This window comes from Providencia vermicola, assembly GCF_020381325.1.
Taxonomy (GTDB): domain Bacteria; phylum Pseudomonadota; class Gammaproteobacteria; order Enterobacterales; family Enterobacteriaceae; genus Providencia; species Providencia vermicola.
The window spans coordinates 158,049-176,823 of sequence record NZ_JAGSPI010000003.1 but is presented as its reverse complement, the minus strand read 5'-3'; the positions used below and the strand labels follow the sequence as shown (position 1 = coordinate 176,823).

At 34.5% G+C, this 18,775-nt stretch carries 23 protein-coding genes; 8 read left to right on the top strand and 15 right to left on the bottom strand.

The genetic code is table 11. The features are described 5' to 3' along the window. The first annotated feature begins 98 nt into the window (after nucleotides 1-98). Nucleotides 99-599 carry a GNAT family N-acetyltransferase gene (locus KDJ85_RS05580; protein WP_225818815.1) on the top strand — a complete coding sequence of 167 codons (501 nt, stop codon included), beginning with the start codon at nucleotides 99-101 and terminating at the stop codon, nucleotides 597-599. 237 nt (nucleotides 600-836) lie between these two features. Here the strand turns inward: KDJ85_RS05580 and KDJ85_RS05575 are convergent, their stop codons facing one another. The 6 genes from KDJ85_RS05575 to nqrE form a co-directional block, all read right to left on the bottom strand. Then, nucleotides 837-1,286 (bottom strand): GNAT family N-acetyltransferase, encoded by a 450-nt coding sequence (locus KDJ85_RS05575; RefSeq protein ID WP_225818814.1) that lies wholly within the window; start codon nucleotides 1,284-1,286, stop codon nucleotides 837-839. 90 nt (nucleotides 1,287-1,376) lie between these two features. Continuing rightward, nucleotides 1,377-2,354 (bottom strand): acetyl esterase, encoded by a 978-nt coding sequence (gene aes, locus KDJ85_RS05570; RefSeq protein WP_225818813.1) that lies wholly within the window; start codon nucleotides 2,352-2,354, stop codon nucleotides 1,377-1,379. Nucleotides 2,355-2,554: 200 nt separating this feature from the next. Beyond that, on the bottom strand, nucleotides 2,555-2,773 hold the full coding sequence (locus tag KDJ85_RS05565; RefSeq protein WP_225818812.1) for a helix-turn-helix domain-containing protein: 219 nt from the start codon (nucleotides 2,771-2,773) through the stop codon (nucleotides 2,555-2,557). A gap of 45 nt (nucleotides 2,774-2,818) precedes the next feature. After that, nucleotides 2,819-3,142, bottom strand: coding sequence for a helix-turn-helix domain-containing protein (locus tag KDJ85_RS05560; RefSeq protein WP_225818811.1), 324 nt, complete (start codon nucleotides 3,140-3,142; stop codon nucleotides 2,819-2,821). 739 nt (nucleotides 3,143-3,881) lie between these two features. Beyond that, nucleotides 3,882-4,091 carry a hypothetical protein gene (locus KDJ85_RS05555; protein WP_225818810.1) on the bottom strand — a complete coding sequence of 70 codons (210 nt, stop codon included), beginning with the start codon at nucleotides 4,089-4,091 and terminating at the stop codon, nucleotides 3,882-3,884. A 589-nt stretch (nucleotides 4,092-4,680) separates the two neighbouring features. Beyond that, nucleotides 4,681-5,280, bottom strand: a complete 600-nt coding sequence (gene nqrE / locus KDJ85_RS05550) for an NADH:ubiquinone reductase (Na(+)-transporting) subunit E (protein ID WP_206086428.1) — start codon at nucleotides 5,278-5,280, stop codon at nucleotides 4,681-4,683. Between the two features lie 624 nt (nucleotides 5,281-5,904). Here nqrE and KDJ85_RS05545 point away from each other — a divergent pair. Beyond that, the gene (locus KDJ85_RS05545) at nucleotides 5,905-6,294 is read left to right on the top strand and encodes a nuclear transport factor 2 family protein (RefSeq protein ID WP_225818809.1); all 390 of its coding nucleotides are present in this window, start codon (nucleotides 5,905-5,907) and stop codon (nucleotides 6,292-6,294) included. Nucleotides 6,295-6,392: 98 nt separating this feature from the next. Here KDJ85_RS05545 and KDJ85_RS05540 read toward each other — a convergent pair whose 3' ends face one another. Together KDJ85_RS05540 and KDJ85_RS05535 are read right to left on the bottom strand one after the other, a co-directional pair. Next, nucleotides 6,393-7,235 (bottom strand): MBL fold metallo-hydrolase, encoded by an 843-nt coding sequence (locus KDJ85_RS05540; RefSeq protein WP_225818808.1) that lies wholly within the window; start codon nucleotides 7,233-7,235, stop codon nucleotides 6,393-6,395. Nucleotides 7,236-7,393: 158 nt separating this feature from the next. Then, nucleotides 7,394-9,061 carry a methyl-accepting chemotaxis protein gene (locus KDJ85_RS05535; protein WP_225818807.1) on the bottom strand — a complete coding sequence of 556 codons (1,668 nt, stop codon included), beginning with the start codon at nucleotides 9,059-9,061 and terminating at the stop codon, nucleotides 7,394-7,396. A 369-nt stretch (nucleotides 9,062-9,430) separates the two neighbouring features. On the opposite strand from KDJ85_RS05535, the gene KDJ85_RS05530 reads away from it, so the two are divergent. Together KDJ85_RS05530 and KDJ85_RS05525 are read left to right on the top strand one after the other, a co-directional pair. Further along, the gene (locus tag KDJ85_RS05530; RefSeq protein WP_206086439.1) at nucleotides 9,431-9,769 is read left to right on the top strand and encodes a GlpM family protein; all 339 of its coding nucleotides are present in this window, start codon (nucleotides 9,431-9,433) and stop codon (nucleotides 9,767-9,769) included. Between the two features lie 98 nt (nucleotides 9,770-9,867). Beyond that, on the top strand, nucleotides 9,868-10,269 hold the full coding sequence (locus tag KDJ85_RS05525; RefSeq protein ID WP_225818806.1) for a hypothetical protein: 402 nt from the start codon (nucleotides 9,868-9,870) through the stop codon (nucleotides 10,267-10,269). A gap of 53 nt (nucleotides 10,270-10,322) precedes the next feature. Here KDJ85_RS05525 and KDJ85_RS05520 read toward each other — a convergent pair whose 3' ends face one another. Together KDJ85_RS05520 and KDJ85_RS05515 are read right to left on the bottom strand one after the other, a co-directional pair. After that, the gene (locus KDJ85_RS05520) at nucleotides 10,323-11,105 is read right to left on the bottom strand and encodes a class I SAM-dependent methyltransferase (RefSeq protein WP_225818805.1); all 783 of its coding nucleotides are present in this window, start codon (nucleotides 11,103-11,105) and stop codon (nucleotides 10,323-10,325) included. A gap of 88 nt (nucleotides 11,106-11,193) precedes the next feature. After that, a complete protein-coding gene (locus KDJ85_RS05515) occupies nucleotides 11,194-11,685 on the bottom strand; it encodes an N-acetyltransferase (protein ID WP_225818804.1) in 492 nt (163 codons plus the stop codon). A gap of 127 nt (nucleotides 11,686-11,812) precedes the next feature. On the opposite strand from KDJ85_RS05515, the gene KDJ85_RS05510 reads away from it, so the two are divergent. Beyond that, a complete protein-coding gene (locus tag KDJ85_RS05510) occupies nucleotides 11,813-12,157 on the top strand; it encodes a DMT family protein (RefSeq protein WP_225818803.1) in 345 nt (114 codons plus the stop codon). Between the two features lie 63 nt (nucleotides 12,158-12,220). Here the strand turns inward: KDJ85_RS05510 and KDJ85_RS05505 are convergent, their stop codons facing one another. Next, the gene (locus tag KDJ85_RS05505) at nucleotides 12,221-13,372 is read right to left on the bottom strand and encodes a pyridoxal phosphate-dependent aminotransferase (RefSeq protein ID WP_225818802.1); all 1,152 of its coding nucleotides are present in this window, start codon (nucleotides 13,370-13,372) and stop codon (nucleotides 12,221-12,223) included. Between the two features lie 207 nt (nucleotides 13,373-13,579). On the opposite strand from KDJ85_RS05505, the gene KDJ85_RS05500 reads away from it, so the two are divergent. After that, nucleotides 13,580-14,083, top strand: a complete 504-nt coding sequence (locus KDJ85_RS05500) for a DUF1543 domain-containing protein (RefSeq protein WP_225818801.1) — start codon at nucleotides 13,580-13,582, stop codon at nucleotides 14,081-14,083. Between the two features lie 54 nt (nucleotides 14,084-14,137). Here the strand turns inward: KDJ85_RS05500 and KDJ85_RS05495 are convergent, their stop codons facing one another. Both KDJ85_RS05495 and KDJ85_RS05490 read right to left on the bottom strand, forming a co-directional pair. Then, nucleotides 14,138-14,488 (bottom strand): hypothetical protein, encoded by a 351-nt coding sequence (locus tag KDJ85_RS05495; protein ID WP_225818800.1) that lies wholly within the window; start codon nucleotides 14,486-14,488, stop codon nucleotides 14,138-14,140. Nucleotides 14,489-14,653: 165 nt separating this feature from the next. Next, the gene (locus tag KDJ85_RS05490) at nucleotides 14,654-14,878 is read right to left on the bottom strand and encodes a HEAT repeat domain-containing protein (protein WP_225818799.1); all 225 of its coding nucleotides are present in this window, start codon (nucleotides 14,876-14,878) and stop codon (nucleotides 14,654-14,656) included. 284 nt (nucleotides 14,879-15,162) lie between these two features. Here KDJ85_RS05490 and KDJ85_RS05485 point away from each other — a divergent pair, with 284 nt between their 5' ends. Beyond that, on the top strand, nucleotides 15,163-15,534 hold the full coding sequence (locus KDJ85_RS05485) for a hypothetical protein (protein WP_225818798.1): 372 nt from the start codon (nucleotides 15,163-15,165) through the stop codon (nucleotides 15,532-15,534). Nucleotides 15,535-15,591: 57 nt separating this feature from the next. Here KDJ85_RS05485 and KDJ85_RS05480 read toward each other — a convergent pair whose 3' ends face one another. Then, nucleotides 15,592-15,963: a hypothetical protein gene (locus KDJ85_RS05480; RefSeq protein ID WP_225818797.1), complete on the bottom strand. Its 372-nt coding sequence runs from the start codon at nucleotides 15,961-15,963 to the stop codon at nucleotides 15,592-15,594. A gap of 361 nt (nucleotides 15,964-16,324) precedes the next feature. Next, nucleotides 16,325-16,576 carry a DinI family protein gene (locus KDJ85_RS05475; RefSeq protein WP_225818796.1) on the bottom strand — a complete coding sequence of 84 codons (252 nt, stop codon included), beginning with the start codon at nucleotides 16,574-16,576 and terminating at the stop codon, nucleotides 16,325-16,327. A gap of 593 nt (nucleotides 16,577-17,169) precedes the next feature. Here KDJ85_RS05475 and KDJ85_RS05470 point away from each other — a divergent pair. Beyond that, nucleotides 17,170-18,630 carry an alanine/glycine:cation symporter family protein gene (locus tag KDJ85_RS05470; RefSeq protein ID WP_225818795.1) on the top strand — a complete coding sequence of 487 codons (1,461 nt, stop codon included), beginning with the start codon at nucleotides 17,170-17,172 and terminating at the stop codon, nucleotides 18,628-18,630. Nucleotides 18,631-18,775: the final 145 nt, after the last annotated feature.

Here is an 18,775-nt window from a genome sequence, read left to right as displayed (position 1 = left end):
GATTAAGAACGGGAGCCTAAGGGTTCCCGTTTTTTTATTGTGTTACATGTCAATGGTCATCCCAAATATCGCTAAATTTCATTGCTGGAGAGAAAATAATGTTTGAGCTAACAAAGATAACACAAGCAGATTGGGATTTTTTCAGGAAGCTATATACAGATGCTGAAATAATGCGGTTCGTTTCTGACCCATTAAGTGATGAACAAATCAAATATGCTTTTGAAAGCCGCCTACCAAAATGGGACTTGTCGTCTTCTCATTGGTTATGCCTAGTGATCAGAAGAAAAGTTGATGGAATTCCGATGGGGTTAACGGGTTTAATGATTGATCAAGAAAGCCGTGAGCTGGTGGCTGAAGTTGGTTACATGATAGCGAGTGAGTTTTCAGGTATGTCTTTGGCTACTGACTCATTGGCCGCTTTATTGGAACTCCCTGAATTATCCGCCATTTCACGGTATCAAGCCGTGGTTACGGATGGAAACACGGCATCAGTTAGCGTTCTAGAAAAAAATGGGTTTATCCTTACAGACGTTATTAAAGATAACTACACTATTGGAGGAGTTATGTTTGATGACTGTGTTTATACATTGGAAAGGTGAATGACGACAGTAAAAAGCCTTTCGGTAATTAATAGTCAAATTAGTGGGTCATTACACTACTGAGGCCTTTATTGGTATATAACTACCGAAAATCACCCTCACAGTTTAATTACTTCAATGATTGTGTGTTTACCTATTGCCTATAATAAATAGGAACACCTTGCAGGAGGGCAATATGCATATATTGAGATAATGACTACTGCTGCAGAGGTTTTTTCTCTAGGTTAAGGGAAAAATTCATTGCTCTTTTTTAAGGTCAATTAACGCAAGCATGTCTTCATTATTTTTATCCATACCGACCTCACTGAAGCCAAATGAGGAATAAAAATTTTTGGCGACAGGATTGTCAGGGTTATAACATATTTCAATTTCAGTAATTGATTCTGTCTGTTTTATTTCGGTGAGTGCAAGACTAAGCGCTTTTCTACCAATTCCTTTATTTTGGTGATGTTTGTCAATCATAAACCGCCAAATTGATATTCTTGTTGCGTTTTCTTGCACCCACATAAAGAAACCAACAGGTTCATCATCACAGTAAATAGCCCTTATAGTATAGTTTTCATTATAAGCGGCTTCCACTAGGGACCAAGTGTTTGAAGCAACATATTCTTCTTGCTCATCAGATACGTCTAAAAGGCAAATAGATTCATAGTTTTCTTTTGTAACTGCTTTTAGGCTAATTAGCATAATAACCTCTGTTTTGCTCTATAAGATAATTTTACTTGTAAGTATTAATCAAATAAAGCAATACAGAAAATTGAATGACAGAATCTAGCTCTAGAAGCTATTTTCAGAGATAAGTTTTTTAAAATACTCGGCGCCATCTCTAATTGCTTCATCAGCAATATTCATCATACGGCTATAATGTAAAAAAGCATGTAATGTACCTGGGTACATCTTATATTTGCAGGATATCTTATTGCTTTTTAATGTATTGAATAATGCGATGCTATCATCTAAAAGAGGATCAAACTCTGCACTGGCAATAAAGCAAGGTGGAATATTATGAGTTAAATCGTTATTGAATAAACAGTAGTATGGTACTTCGCGACTTCCTGACTCACCAAGATAGGCGCTGTCATATCCTTCAAGGTCTTTTTGTGTTAATCCATCCCACTCGCCGCCATAAAGTCGACGGCTCACTGAATCTTGCAAACCATAGAGGCCGTACCAAAGTAAATTAGCTTTAATTTCTTGATTTACAATATTATTATCGCGAAGCCAAAGTGTTGTCGCTAATGATAACATTGCGCCAGCAGAATCCCCCGCAAAGCCCGTCTGATCCATATTAATATTATACTTCTCGGAATTAAGGGCATAAAACTGATATGCCATAGATATTTCCTCAATTGCTTGAGGATAACGGGCTTCGGGTGATAAAGAATAGTCTATACCAATGATGGTACAGCCAGTATATAGCGCTAGTAAGCGCATTATTCTGTCATGGGTATCAAGATTACCTAAAATAAACCCGCCACCATGGATATAAAATAATGTTGCAGGTGTAGTTATTGTAGGCTGAAATATGCGTGTAAGGGTACAACCATAAGGCGTTTGAATGTTAACATCATGGGTTGATTGCATGATGGGGGCATCTGCATTCCAATATTTTCTATCTTCATTATAAGCGCTACGCAATGATGCTAAATCAGTACTTTGAGGTGAGTTAGTTATATTTTTTGAATAGTAATCAATGACTTTTTTCATTTCTATTGAAATAAGTTCCAGTACGTTTGGTTTATTTTTAGCGTTCATTTTTTCTCCTACTTTTAGGATGTACATTGTAGAAGACATAAAATGCGAAGTTGTGACCGCGTTATCCAATATTAAAAGACATGCTTTTTATTGCATATTGATATATTTTTACAAAATAGGAGGAGAGGAGCTATTAGTGGGTTTGCTATTGAAGGTCAGAGGTCTTAATGAACCTCTGACACTTAATTGCAATAAGTTAACTATTCTAAATAAACGTTAACTAACTGGCTGATATCAATATTTAAAATTTTAGCGATATAAAATAAATGGTCTGCATAAATGGATTTTTCACCATTTTCATAAGACAGATAAAAATCTGTTGATATGTGTAATAAATTTGCCATTTTATTAATTGAAATATGATTAATTCTTCTATTTTTTTGTATGTATAGGCCAAGGTTTTTATTGTTTTTTAACATTTATATTTCTGATTTAGTTATTGAATCTGATGTTGATGAGGTGTTTTATATATAAAGATATTGATTTTTTCTAGATGATGGATTCAAATATAAACTTAATCCTAAGTCTATAATATCACCTTCATTTTCTAGCTCCTTCAGTAAAGAAACAAAAAAGGATTCTACACTGATATTTAATTTGATAAGAAAAAGTAGGATTAAACTGAATGAAATAGTATTAATACCATTTTCATAACGTGAAATTTGTTGCTGACTAACATGAAGTAACTCGCTAACTTCAGCACCAGTCATATCATTTTCAATACGTTTTTGCCTTAAATAATTTCCCACTAAGGTATTAACTTTGCTATTTAAAATAGCACGATTCATATTAACCTCTTTTTTATTAAGAATTTTCTGAGATAAAAACTAGTCAAATATTTATATCAAGTACAATCGTTTTAAATACTTGTTTTTCAATTTTTTAATTGGTGGTGGCTATTAACTGAAATTAAACAACCGTTTGGTTTTAGTGGTGAGATGTTCTCAACATATTGATAAATAAGTTTATAAATCAATTTGTTAATTTTATGTATTTCACGCGACGAATTTTGTGATTATCGCAAATACTCTTATTGCGTGTATATGCGATAGCATTTCTCATGTATTAATAAATAATAATATGAACCATCATTTTATGATATTTGTTTGGTTTTTTATTTATTCAATACTTTTATTATTCTTTTTTATCGGTTTGAGACAAAATTTATTATTATTTTTTACATGGATAAAACAATGGTGAAATGAAAACTTACCATTGGAAAAGATTTGTTACAAATATTTTCTGGAATAGGTACTAGTTGCTTTGTTACTTATTTGGAATGAGTTCATTGTATCGAAACGTATTGATGCTCTATATCAAAATTGGGCGTAATAGTTTAGTTTATCGGTATGTTATTTTAAAACTTGATGGTTTTAACTGATTATTTTTCAATCATAGATACTCATATACCTAGAAGGTATTGGATGATGGTAGGGTTCAGATGATGCTCTGATTAAAGGGTGAGTTTTGTCTGGCCTAAGCCAGTATGAGATAGATACATTGGAATAAAGTGGATGTGGTGCCTAGTTATCCATTGGAGCAATGTTCAAAATTATGTTTAACCTGTTTAATTGCTTGTTTCTCAATATCTCTTAAAGTGAGGTTCATCATATCCAACCCTTTGATATCCATTTTAAAATGGTGAGTAGATTTATCATCTCCACTTAGAATGAGGTCTAAACCAATTATTTTGGAGTTTTCTTCTAAGATACTTATTTGGGTCAAATTAAATCGCATAGTGCCACCTTAATTGTAAATTTCCAATTGATGATTTTGATAAAACTAGTACTACTGTATGCCAAATAACCATGTATTACCTTAACAAAGGGTTAAATAATGTAACAAGTAGCATGAAAAGAAGGATGAAAAGATACCTACAGGAGGGGGATTCCAAAGAGATATAGTGAAAAGAGAAATGTTCTCAACCAATTGTATGACTAATTTTACGAATATTACTTGTTGTATAAAATGTAATTACCAAATATAGCACTTCAACGTGAATGCTGTTCTTTATAAAAAAGCCCCTGCAAGCAGGGGTATCTAATGGAAATGTATCTGTATTATTATAGTTATAAAGTGCCTATCGTTTGAGTCGGCATTTGAATCATACCAGTGTTTACCTTTTAAGCCAATTTAGAGTAAAAATAAAAAGTGATAGAAGTTACAGATCGGATAGAAAGAGTAGCGGGATTGAGAAAAAAGCTAGGAACGAAAGAAAAGGGGGAGCCTCTTCACAAGCAAGTTTAAATGTTAAAAAGTAATGTCCTTATTAGCTTTTTAACATTATAGAATGAGATGGTTTAGAAATGCGCTATTCAATGCAAAATTAGAGCGAAATACCTGAAAAAGACATAAAGCCAAGGGACATTAAACCTACGGTAATAAATGTTATTCCTAATCCTCTTAATCCTTTTGGAATATCAGAGTATTTCATTTTCTCACGAAGACCCGCAAGGGCAATAATAGCCAACATCCAACCTATTCCACAACCAGCACCATAAACAACAGATTCTGTGAATGTATAGTTCCTTTCAACCATAAAAATGGTTGCTCCAAAAATAGCACAGTGAATAGTTAAGAGTGGTAAGAATACCCCCAGAGAGTGATAAAGGGAGGGTATAAATTTATCTAGGAACATTTCTAAGATCTGGACTAAAGCAGCTAAAACAGCAATAAACGTGACAAAGGATAAAAATGATAAGTCAATACCTTCAGCTATAGCTCCGTCTCGAAGAACATAGTTATAGATCAAGTTATTGATGGGCGTAGCTATCGTGAGTAAGACAACCACGGTTAAGCCTAATTTAAATGAGGTTTTAACCTCTTTGGATACCGCGAGGAAAGTACACATTCCGAGGAAAAAGCTCAAGGCCATATTTTCAATAAATGCAGCTCGAATAAATATGTTTAAATGATTTTCCAGCACAAATCCTCCTTTATATATGTCATGATTACATTTAACAGTAAAAACATGCGATTATATTAAATGCTTTCTATATAAATAGGGGGTTTTATATGTATAAAACTGCCCCCTAATAAATTAGAGATATCGTTTTCAGGACTTATCCAAGATTACTTGGAAAAACTGAGTCTATGAAGTTACTGAAATTAGTAAATACTATAGCTTAAGATTATGGATAAAAGTAGAAGAATTAGCAAGATACATTATTTTAGAAAAGGGTGAAATTTATAAGGAATATTATATTACACATGAATTTTGTGATCTAAAGCGAAAAATGGCACAAATGGCTTAAAAATAAATAATTTTTCCCGTGTTTTCTTTGTTTTTATGAGCCACTTTTATAAAGTATAACCTATGTACCAGTATGAATTGTAAGGTTATTTGTTGGTCTTAATATGTGTTAATGGTTTTTATGGTTAAAAAAATAAAATGTGTATCAAAGAAATAGTATGAGCCCGATTTTATGTGGGGGGGACATTTGGGCAATAAGAAGCATAAATGCTTAATTAAATATAAGTGTCCCCTTGAAATCGCTGGTTTACAACATATAACTGAATAAAGACATTGATAAAAAACAAGAGGTAAATAGTGGGAAATATACAGTTGGTTAAACAAGCTTTAGATTCTGTGTTAGGAACGCAAATCGGCTCACTACCTGTTATAGAGCAGTTTTTTTCTAGAGACTATATTCAAATAGTCGATGGTAAAGAAATTGGCTTTGATGAGTTCGTTGCGCATATGAAGGTGTTAGAGAAAGCAACGGAATCAATTACGATAACAATTAAATCTATCGCAGAGGGAGATAACTGCGTTCATACTCAACATATTGCAAGGGCAATGAAAAAAGACGGCTCTTGCAGCGAGTATGAAGTATTTGCCTGTTTTACTGTGTTAGATAATAAAATAGTACGTTGCGAGGAGCTCACGCGGATGACGCAAGGTAATAAACATGACAGTGATTTAGGGTCAAGAACTTGACGTATTTATATGTAGATAATTTTCTGAATGGAAGGTGATTTTTTATTTATCAGATTAGCTGCAAGAATATGCCCAGCTTATTACTCTGGGCAATCAAATTAACTTGAATAAGTGAGCTGTAAGCCAGCGCCAACCTCTTTAACAGGAGCATGCTTAGCTAAGTGTATCTTTGCTGCAAGGTCAGTACAGTGGCATGGGTGGATGTGCAATAAGTCCTGTTGAGTAAAGTAGTTGCCAGTCTGCTCTAAAAGATCATCTGAGGCTTGTTGTAAGTGAAAACCGCCAATTACAGTGACTATTTTATTTATCCCGGTGACGTGTTTCGCATATTCAACAATATTGCAAATACCTGAATGAGAACAACCTGTTATCACAATTAGTCCTTCTGTTGTTGTAATTGCCAGAGCAGTGTCATCAAGGACATAGTCATCAACGTGTTGTTGGTTTTCATTAACCATAATACCGATTGGGTCTTTTCCTTCAAAATTATTATTCCGAGGTATCTGACCTAAAAATATAACGTTATCAGATAAATAGTATGGCTTTATAGATTCTATACAAGTGAAGTAGGCATCGAGTACATTTTTTGGGGTGTTCGCTCCAATCACTTTCGATTGAAACTGTTTTGGTTTTAATGCATCCGGATGATAAATAAGCTGTTTAGGATGGTTTCCCTCAGCGTTACGACGGTCAAAATACTGAACCAAATGGCCTAATCCCCATGTGTGATCATTGTGGCCATGAGACAGCACAAGGTCGGTAATATCGGCTAGGTCAATATTGAGTATATGGGCATTATTAATAAAAATATCAGAGTAACCAGTATCAAATAATATTTTTTTGCCATCAGCTTCAATGTGATAGCAGACACCTGGCTCACCGCAAAAATAACTGTCAATGAGAGTGTTATTGTCAACAAGAACGGTAATTTTAATTGTCATAGTGGGCTCGTCGTTATTCGAAATAATCGTTACATGTTATATCAGATAATTTGTTAGAAATATTCAATGGTAGGCAAACATGAATAAAGAAGAAAAAATACAATAGAAAATAAAAATATGGGCACCATAAATAGTGCCCAACGGTTTAATAATTTAATTTAGTGGAGTTTTTTAATTTGTAGATCTTTTTTTTGCTCAATGCTGTCAGATTGTTGTGTATCTTCGGCTTCAACGTGGAAGATAGAAATTATCTCTTCCAGTAAATTGGATTGAGATTCGAGTGCTTTTAGTGAAGATTGTAATTCACGTGTCATTGAAGCATTCGCTTGAGTCGTGTTATCTAATTCGTTGATAGCTAGGTGGATCTGGCTTACACCGTGAGTTTGCTCATTAGAGGCAAGGGCAACACTTTGGATCATTTCGTTAATATTAGAGGTATCTTGAGCAATAGAGACAATATTATCGTTAGCATCCGCCGCCAGTTGGAAACAATGATTAATTTTATCATTTGAATTATTGATTAGTAATTTAATCTCTTTGGATGCTTGTGTACAGCTTATTGATAACTCACGAACCTCATTAGCTACGACAGCAAAACCTTTCCCATGTTCGCCCACTCGAGCGGCTTCAACAGCTGCATTTAGCGCCAACAAATTCGTTTGGAAGGCAATGTTATCAATTGTAGATGTAATTTTGCTAATTTCTTTTGAAAAGTCGACGATATCATCCATATTCTCGACAACATCAGAAATTAGCTCATTACTCTTATCTATGGTGATACTCGTTGCAGACATAAGCTGACAAGATTGATTTGTATGTGCTGTATTGAGCTTAAATGAAGAGTCGAGTTCTTCAACGCTGGCGGCAGTTTCAACAATTGCTGCGGCTTGCTGGTCTGCGCGGATGGACAAATCATGGTTCATTTGAGTGATATCATTCAACTCAACTTTAATATGGTGAGTGTTGTCATAAATATTTTTTACAATTTCAATAAGCTTACTTTGCATATTAGAGACATGCATCTTAAGCAGCTTTATTTCAGAAAGACCTTTATTATCAAATTGATGATAAAGAATACCTTGGCTGACTTTTTCGATACCATCAATAATTTGGTTGAGAGGACGGACAAAGAAAAACTGCAAAATAAAGCGGATGAATAGCGTGACAATGGAGATTATTGTAATGATCACAATAAGGCCAATTATGCTTTGGTTATAAAGTTTTTCGCTTGAAATAGCGATGTCATGGTAATTTTTATTAAGCTGTTGGTGATAATTTATGTAATTTTTTTCAAATGCATCTTGAAATGACTGTGTGGGTTGATTTAAAAAATCGTAGGTTTTTCCTTCAACTAAGAACACAGAGAGTTCATTCAGTGCGGCATATAATGTATTGTATGATTTTTCTAAATCGGTGAAAGCTGCATTGTTTTGATACATGGAACTTTCAGAAAAATTTTTCCAATATGTATTGGTTTGTGTCATTTTTTGATGGTAAAACTGAATAAGGCTGTCGATGTCAGTATTCGACGTTTTCATTTTATTGATGATCAATAAATGGCGAGAGCTTGCGCGGTTTAAGGTATTGCGTGCTTGAAGTAGAGACTGCCACGTATTGTTTAATTCAGTTTGCTCATTATAAATTATATCCAGATTATTGAGTGTTGCTTGATACTGTTTTAACGAGCTAAAGAAAAACCAGCAAGTAGACAGTAGTAGTGCGATCAGCAGTCCTGAAATAAACCAGACCAACGTCGTCGTTTTGAGGCCAGTGAAGGTAAATTTAGCTGAGTTAAATTTAATTTTTTTTGAAGTATCAGACATCATTGATTATTTCCTTTCATACCATCGAGCAGTATGTTTTTAATACATACAAATAACGACTTTCAGACATAACATTGTTAGCGATAAGTGAATCAAAATGATCCTATAGGCTAAAATGTTATATATAGTCACGCGAAAGCATCAGGCGTAGGGACTAATTCAATGTATCGGCACTAGTGATGGATACTTTATATGCAATAATATGACTTAGTTCATAAAAACGAATAAAATCTAAGTGTGTTTACTTATTTTTTGGAATGGTTAACAAAATGAAAAGAAAATTCATGAACTGTTGTTTGAATTGATAATGCTGTTAACTTTTCAGGAGTAAGAACTGATAATAAGCTAAATGTAAAAAGGAATTGAACTCTTATGTTTTCACTATTCTTAAAATGTTTAATTGGTGCTGTAGCTGTACTTATCATTGCATTATTTTCACGGAGCAAAGTTTATTATATTGCTGGGCTAGTACCTTTATTTCCAACTTTTGCACTTATTGCACACGTGATTGTTGTGCAAGAGCAAGGTACTGAGGCGTTAAGAAAAACTGCATTATTTGGGTTATGGTCATTAATTCCTTATGCTATGTATCTACTCACAGTTTATATATTTGCAACGAAAATGACGGCTTGGGGTAGTTTGAGTTTAGCAACAATAATATGGATAATTACTGCTGCTATTTTAGTTTATATTTGGCAACTTATTCAGTAGATTATAAAAATAAATGGCCTGATTCGCTTTGAGGTCGCAAAACAACAAGTATAAACTATAATGATGTTTACTGTTTTCTCACGGATTATCTATATAAAATGTTATTAAGATCTTTAGTTCTATTACTTGTTGCTGGGTGTGCATACATAGCGGGGATCATGACCGAAGTGACTATTGACCCAGAATTAGATACAGACAGTAGAGTGAGAAGCTCAGTTGAAGACTTCTTGGCATATCCGTCGGCAGCAACGTACAAAAATGTAAAATATTATATACTAACGAAAAGTGATGAAGGTGAGGAAACAGGCTACTACTGTGGTGAAGTCTTTGGTTTTGAAAATGAATTGCCCCATGGTTATAAGCGATTTATTGTTAGGCTACATAAGAATAAAACGGGTAAGGTGATGATTTCAATTCCATTTGTTGAAAAGACAGATGATATTATTCCCCCTGAACAATTTGAATCTGTTTGGGAGCGCTATTGCCATCGTGGTGAATAACCTATCTTAGAAAATTAACATTGATTAGCTAATAGGCTAACCAATGTAGGATTTTAGCGGATTTTAATCGCTAATGTTGATAGGAATGTTGGTAAATAACGGTCAACAATAAAACGTGGATGTGGCTGCCAATCTTCCTCAAAACCTGCAATATGGAAGCCAGCTTTAATTTGTCCACCAATTAAATCATTTAAAGAATGGCCAAACACAAAGGCTTCTTGTTGTTCAGTCTTATGTGTAATTTGCTCTTCAGATAAAGTGCTTAATTCCGAAAAAGGCATAGTATAACTTGGTTTTATAAGACCTTGCTCATGGTATTTTTTATCCCGGTCGCCAATAAAAACTACAGGGTTAAAAAAGCTAGATAATAATTTCCCTTCTGTTTTTAATACACGATGGCATTCTTGCCATACAGGATTTACATCTGGAATATATAGGTTAGATATAGGGTGAAAAATAATATCAAATTCTTCGCAAGCAAACATAGATAACGAACGCATATCACCTTGTACAGTTTCTAATGTTAAATGATCTCGTTCTGCGACCATTATATCTTGTTCAAGTTGTTTTATTGAAAAGTCAAAAACGGTAACTTGCGCACCCGCAGCTGCTAATACTGGAGCTTGCTGGCCACCACCGGATGCTAGGCAAAGAATTTTTTTCCCTTTAATATCACCTAGCCAATCTTTTGAAACGGGGGTAGGGGTAAGGTGAACTTGCCAGTGACCTTGTTTAGCATCAAGAATGGTTTGTGAATCAACAGGTGTTGACCAAGCTTGTTGCGACTCTGCCTGTTTGTCCCATGCTTTTTGGTTTACAGTAAGAAAATCCGCCATAAAATGTACTCCTTAATACAATAATGCATCTAGTTTATCAAAATATGAACAAATTAAAATAAAAATGTACTAAGTGGTACTAAAAATTTCATCTACCGATAACTAAATAGTATTCTATTTCATCGAAGATAAAGTTAGCGGCAATACTCATACCTAATTTCTGGTGAGCCGCTAATGAACGTAAATTTTTGGTGTTAATAAAAGCAACCGGTTTACCTGTATTGAGTGCGCAAACTTTGTCATATAACGTTTTGAGAATATCTTTGCCTCTGTATTCTTTATTGATACAAACAGGGCCATAGAGCCAATTATCTTTCATTAGGTGAGGAAACTGTTCGATAATAAATGAAGCTAAAGGGGGTAATGTGGCCGATGACGACCTAAAGCTAAAAACTACACCAATTACGTCTTGAGCTGCTACCGCAATAATGGTTCCTGAGCTTCCCATCAACATTCCCTTGACCTTAGGAAGTGGAAATTCGCCAAGAAGGTCACCATGGTTAGAGGGGGCATTAGCTTGTAATAAATGAGCGACTTTGGGGCTATCTGTCAGATCCATTAAGCGATATTGAATAAACATTTAACTCTCCATTTGTCCTAGCTGAAATAAATTTTAGAATGAAATAATTAGCCTAATTACACCTTATTGAAATCGCGATTTTTTCATTTCATAATGATGCAAATTATCTTCTTACTATGAAATTAACATGCTAGCAAAATTATACCCTGTATTTTTACTTATCATTTCAAATGTGTTCATGATGTTTGCTTGGTATGGACATTTGAAGTTTACGACGAAGCCTTTATATGTGGTGGTATTTTTTAGTTGGCTAATTGCTTTTGTTGAATATTGCTTTGCTGTGCCTGCAAACCGGTTGGGGCATCAGTTTTATAGTGCTGCAGAATTGAAAACAATGCAGGAAGTTATCACTCTTTGTGTTTTTGTGCTCTTTTCAGTTTTATATTTAGGGGAGAGCATAACAGTTAATCATATTATTGGTTTTGCCCTTATTTTTGCGGGGGCCTTCTTTATTTTCAAAGGCCCTTTTTAAAAAAAATAAAAGGGGGAGGTCAATACGTGTTCCTTTTATTTTGGTAGTGCTGGAGGAGCTATATTATGCCCAACCTTTTTTGTGAAATTCTTTTAGGACTGTGACGAATTGTTCCATTTCTTCAGGGGTTCCTAATGTTAAACGGTTCCAGCCTACAGCGGGTGGGAATTCTCTTCCTACCATCACATTTGCATCGGCCATACGTTGCTTATAGGTTTTTACATCGCCTTTCACTTTATGAAAAATAAAGTTTGCCTGCGAAGGCGCATATTCTAATCCCAGTTCGTTTAGTGCTGTTTCGACAATTTTACGCGATAAATTGTTGGATTTAAGGCTGTGTGCGATAAAGGTTTTATCTTTTAATGAGGCGAGAGCGGCAACAGCTCCAGCTGTATTTGTGTTATCAATAGATAAAAATTCATCTACGGAAGCAATAACCTCTGGTATCGCTACTCCATAACCAACACGCAGCCCTGCTAGCGCAAATATTTTTGAAAATGTACGCGTAACAATAAGATTTTTTTGGCCTTTTTTAACTAATTCTATTGCACTGACAAAGTTAGGGTCTTCGACAAACTCAGCATAAGCCTCATCAACAATGAAAAATTGGTTATCGGATGCCTTACTCATCCAGCCATCTAACTGACCATGAGGAGTAATCATGGCTGTTGGGTTGTTTGGATTACAGATATAAATCATGGATAAACCATCAAAATTATTTGCGGCTTGCTCCATTTTTTGTAAATCAAAAGATAAATCGGCTTTTAGAGGAACCTTTGTAATTTGTACACCAAGTGGAAGTGAGTACAGCTCGGCATAATTAAATGTAGGATCAGGAGTGATAAGTTGAATTTTTTTCTCTTGGCTTTTAGCTTTATTTGCCAACATGGCAACAGTAGCTTGAATGGTTTCTGATGAGCCATTACCGATGCTGACATGTTTATCAGATAAATCATAAAGAGAGCCAATACTGGTGATTAATTCAGCTCTAGCATCGTCAGGATAGCGAAAAGAATTAGGTAACGCGGCAATAATTGCATCTTTAGCCTTTGGTGACATCCCTAATGAGTTTTCATTGAAATTAAGCAATAACGGATGCTTAGCATCAGGTAGTTCTACTGTTGGTGTTTTTGCTACAGCCTGGTTTATCAACGAGTTTAGCGCTAAACCACCTGCGACTAATGAAGTAGATTTTAGAAATGAACGACGATCCATAATTATTCCCTGAAATTATTATTTTTGAGATTACTAGGTTACTTAAAATAATTTCAAAGTAAATAATTATATAGATAAAGTGATTTTTTATTCACTTTGTTATGTTTTTAATGATTGTATGTAACCGAAAAACAATAGTAATTGCTAGCTGAATTCCATTGGCTGTATAATTAAAAATATAACGATAATGGTTAAATCGGAGTAAAAGTGAAATTATTTATGTTTTATATTGGTGGTAATGCGGGTAAATCTAACATTGAGGTGCATGATGTTCAGTTTGTAGTTGCAGAAAAACCAACGGATGCTTGGCCTGTATTGAGGGAAGCATGGTTTGGGGACAAAGATAAGATACATATCGATGGCTATACATCTATCCAATGGGTAGATGGGTTTGATGTGACATTGCGTCGAGAACCATCAAAGGATGATTATAAGCTTTACTTTGTTAACGTAGGTGGCTATGCCCCAAACAATTTAGCTGAATTACATGAGTTTGACTTGTTTGTTGGAAAAACAGCGGCGGAAGCGAAACAAAAAGCGATTAAAACGCTACTCGTTGATAGCCAGCAACAACATAAAGATAATTTGAAAGATGTGGATGACTGCGTATTACTACATCAAGTTGGTGATTTTTATATTCACCTAACAGAAAACAAACAGGGAGAGCACTTTATCCCACAGTGGCAAGGTTATCAGCCTATTGGCCTGTAAGAATAAACGGGTTAAATAACTAACAGGGTAGCATTTACTACCCTGAGTTTTCAATTACTGGGATTGTACTTGTGTATTCGGTGTGATTTCGACCACGGCAACTTTAACCATATATTGTTTGCCATTTTCACCTTTAGGAACATCTGCAACTATTTTTTTAAGTGCTTCTTCAGGTTGACTTGTTTGTATTGATGTTGAATATTGCATCATACCCTGGTGGTGTCTATTATAGTTATTATTGCGATAGTTATCGCAAGGGCGATTATTATACTGTTGCTGATTTTGGTACCCGCCTCGATGCCAAGAACCATTACTATTTCCGTAGCCATCACCATGATATGCGAATGTTGAGAAACTTGCTGCCAGTAAACTTGTCGAAATAATTAACGGTTTAAGAATATTCATATTTTATCCCCTTTAGAATATTTATTAATTATTATATTGGCAGCTAAATAAATTAATTCAATTTAATTTACTTATATAAATGAATAAATCATATTTCATACAACTTTAATTCATTATTTTCTCACAATGAAAATAAATTGTTAAAATAATTAAATGTAAGTTAATCTATTGATTTTCTGAAAAGAATTTTGCAAGTTTACTGAGTGAGGTGATTGAAGCAACAGCAATATCTTTATTGTAATCGTCGCATAGATTTAATAACCGGTCTATCGCATGTTGCTGTTCAATAGAACATTTATAATCACCGAGTGCATTAATTGCTGCGATTTTAACATCATTGTTTGTGCCATAAGTTAATTCAACTAAATTTTTAACGATTTTTTCTTTCATAAATTAATTAACAATAAAGATACTGGAATGTGTTAAGTATAAATCGATAAGAAAAAACTTAAAATGTTTTTTTTATCAATGATTAATAAAACGATATAAAAATAACTAATATTGATACTAATAAAAATGAATGATTCTCATGAAAAAATGTGATTGGTTATTAAATAAGAAAATGCGTACAAGAAGTCAAAAACTAGCGACCTCAAAGGCTCATTTTGTTCACTGTTATGGTACTTATATCATTATAATGAGTTAAGCAAACATATCATATGAAGGATAACTGGTTGAAACGTATAAAAACAAAGCTCTTGATCGTTTTATTGTTAGCTCTGGGGGTTTTTGCCTATCATTTTTATAGCACTATTGGTGATTCAGATGTTGAAAATACAGCTAAGCAATTGGTAGATAAGAAGTTAAACCAATCAGGCGAGGTCACATTTAAGGACGTCAGAATTGCGTTGAAGAGTGAATATAAAGAGGGGAATAGCTATCGAGTTTGTGGGCTATATCGAACGTCTTCGCAAGATGAGATGCTTCCATTTGTTGCCAATGTGAGTGTGCAAGAAGGTAAGATTTCAGAGCATACTCAACTGATTGTAAGTGAAACATCAGAGCTGAAATTATCAATAGAAAAATTATGTGCTAAAGCACCTTAATATGAAAAAGAGCGCAATTTTACGATTGCGCTCTTATCTTGATGAGATTTATTCTGATTACGATTTGTTCAGGAGTAACTCAGTTTGAATTTTACACGCAGAGATTGAGTCATTTAATGATTTAGCAAACTCTTCGTTATTCTTAAACTGAGATTTATTGTTACGAATTGCATCAATAGCGGATGTGAGGTTTTGGCGAAGGTCTGTCTCAACCGTCTCCAGCTTTTTCAAATCGACATTTTCCTTTTTCAATTTTTCAATTGTTTCAAGGGTTAGGTCACTACTGCTTTTGTTAGTGCTGTATGCTTCGTTTAGCGCTTGGCCTGTTATTTCACAATAATCCTTAGCCAGTTCACTAATATTTAAAGGGGCATTGGCTGCCATGGTTAAAGCTGGTGACAGGCAAAGAGCCAGTAATAAACGCTTCATAGTCATACCTCTGTTTGCACTCAATGAATAGTTACTCTAAATAATATCTAGAAACTACTATAGCAGATTAGGACTAAAACGGGGATGTTGAGTTGCATTTCGCATGATTTCATAAAAAAGAGCCAGTATAAATACTGGCCGCTATAAATTAGCAAAAGCAATGTAAATGAAAATTACGTTATATACTTTATCATATAACGATTGGAGGTAAAGTGATTTTAGAGAAGAGAGTATAAATACCTTGTTAACTATGATCTTGATCAGGCTTTAGGGATATGAAGATGAAAGTTGGGGGATTTTGAGGAGATAAGAAGCTGACTGTTGCTATAAAGCGACCGTCAGCTGCCGTGAATAATGGTGATTAATTATTTTTCAGCCAATGTCCGTGTTTTAAAACATCTTCAACAAGCTCATGTAAAACGATATGAGCTTCATTATCGTTATGAAAACCCTGGGTTGAGAAAGTTGTTGGCCCACTGTCATGAGTAATTAATAAGTTACTGCTAGGGTAGACTTCTAAAACACGCGCTTTTAGCTCTGCACAAAATGCATCATAAGTTTTAGCAGGGAGCTGTTCAATTGAGTCATCAGATACTTTAATCGTAATTTCCATATGTTAACCTCTTGTCAATAAAGCGAATTTACGTTCAGTGTATTGTTATCAGAAGGTATAAGCAATATTCGTTTTTTGACTATCATGATGTGATTTAAAACGCTGAACTTTTTATGAAATAATAAAGTGGCACTGCTTTAAATTTAAAATAAAAATTATTGGCGATTATTTAAAATATAATTTAAAAATATATTTTATATTTAAGATAATAACTTTACTTTAATTTCACATAATGAATTAAGATTAACTATTAACTAAAATAGTTAATAGTTTAAAAAAATAGCTAAAAATCAAACGATTGATTATTTAAGGGTGGTAATTTAATTTTATTTTTTATGCTTTTGATTTTTTTGGTTATTTTGTTTTTTCTGTATTTGATTTAATTTGAGTTTTTGTATTTTTTGCGGTTAATGAACAGTGAAGAGAGAAATGAATTTACATTAAAGATAAAAAAATATAATTTCAATGACAGATTGAGTTGTACATTAATTACGTTTTTATTTTAGTGGTTATATTTAAATATTTGGCTGATATGGGGCGAAATTAATTGCTAACGATTTACGTTGGCTTATTTAATAAAAAAGGAGAGTAATTTGATAGAATTTATAAATTCATTAACGAATATTATTTGGGGTTCGCTACTCATTTATTTGCTACTCGGTGCAGGGTTGTATTTCACGATTCGTTCAGGCTTTATTCAAATTAGGCATTTTAGTCATATGTTTGGTATTCTGAAAAATAGTAAACAATCTGATAGTGCTGGGATTTCTTCATTCCAGGCATTATGTACCAGCCTAGCAGCGCGTGTTGGTACAGGAAATTTAACGGGTGTCGCTATCGCATTAACAGCAGGGGGGCCTGGTGCGATATTTTGGATGTGGGTAGTAGCTTTACTTGGAATGGCAACGTCATTTGTCGAATGTACATTAGCGCAGCTGTATAAAACAAAAGATGACCAAGGAAATTACCGTGGCGGGCCTTCTTATTATATGCAAAAGGGGCTGAATCAACGTTGGATGGGTATCCTTTTTTCAGTTTTTCTTATTATTGCATTTGGGTTAGTATTTAACGCCGTTCAGGCTAATTCAATCGCTCAAGCGACCGCAGTTGCTTTTGACTTCAACCCACTTTATGTCGGTATCAGCTTAGTTATTCTGAGTGGTGTGATTATTTTTGGTGGATTAAAATCAATAGCAAAAGTGGCAGAGCTTGTTGTACCTATTATGGCGCTCGCATACTTGCTTTTAGCTTTCTGGGTTGTCGGACACCATATCGAACGCTTACCCGATGTGTTTATGATGATTATTCGTAATGCGTTTGGGCTACAAGAAGCTGCAGGAGGCGCAGTGGGTTATGGTGTCGCCCAAGCGATGACTCAAGGCATTCAGCGGGGCTTATTTTCTAATGAAGCGGGAATGGGGTCAGCACCAAATGCGGCAGCCTCAGCCTCTCCTTATCCGCCTCATCCAGCTTCCCAAGGGTATGTTCAAATGCTTGGGGTCTTTATGGATACAATCGTGATTTGTAGCGCAACAGCCATTATTATTTTATCGTCTGGGGTATTAGATAGTGGGGTTGATAAAATTAATGGCATTGAATTGACACAGTTAGCATTGTCATCAGCGGTGGGAAGTTGGGGGAGCACATTTATTGCGGTCGCTATATTTTTCTTTGCTTTTACGTCAATCATTGCAAATTATGCTTACGCTGAAAGTAATATGATCTTTCTAGAGAATAACCATACTGCGGGGCTATTTATTTTCCGTTTAGCGGCACTTGGTATGGTGATGTTTGGTGCGTTGGCCGAAATGCCATTTATCTGGAAGTTAGCTGATTTATCTATGGGGTTAATGGCCGTGACAAACCTCATTGCAATTCTTTTATTATCGGGTATCGCATTTAAACTAGCCAAAGATTACAACCAACAATTAGCCGCGGGGAAAATTCCCACATTTGATATCAACCAACATCCTGAATTAAAAAAACAATTTGAAGAAGGGATTTGGGAAAAAGAGCAGGTTGAAAAATGGGTTGAAAAAGAAAGCTCCCGTTAACTAAAAAAACATTAAATCATAAAATTCTTAGGTTAATACCTAGGAATTTTTTTTATGTAAAGAAAAGTGCTTGCATTCCAATGTGTTGAGCTATAAGGTTTTTTAAAAGAATAATAATTTTGTTATCAGGCATATTGTTTGGTGT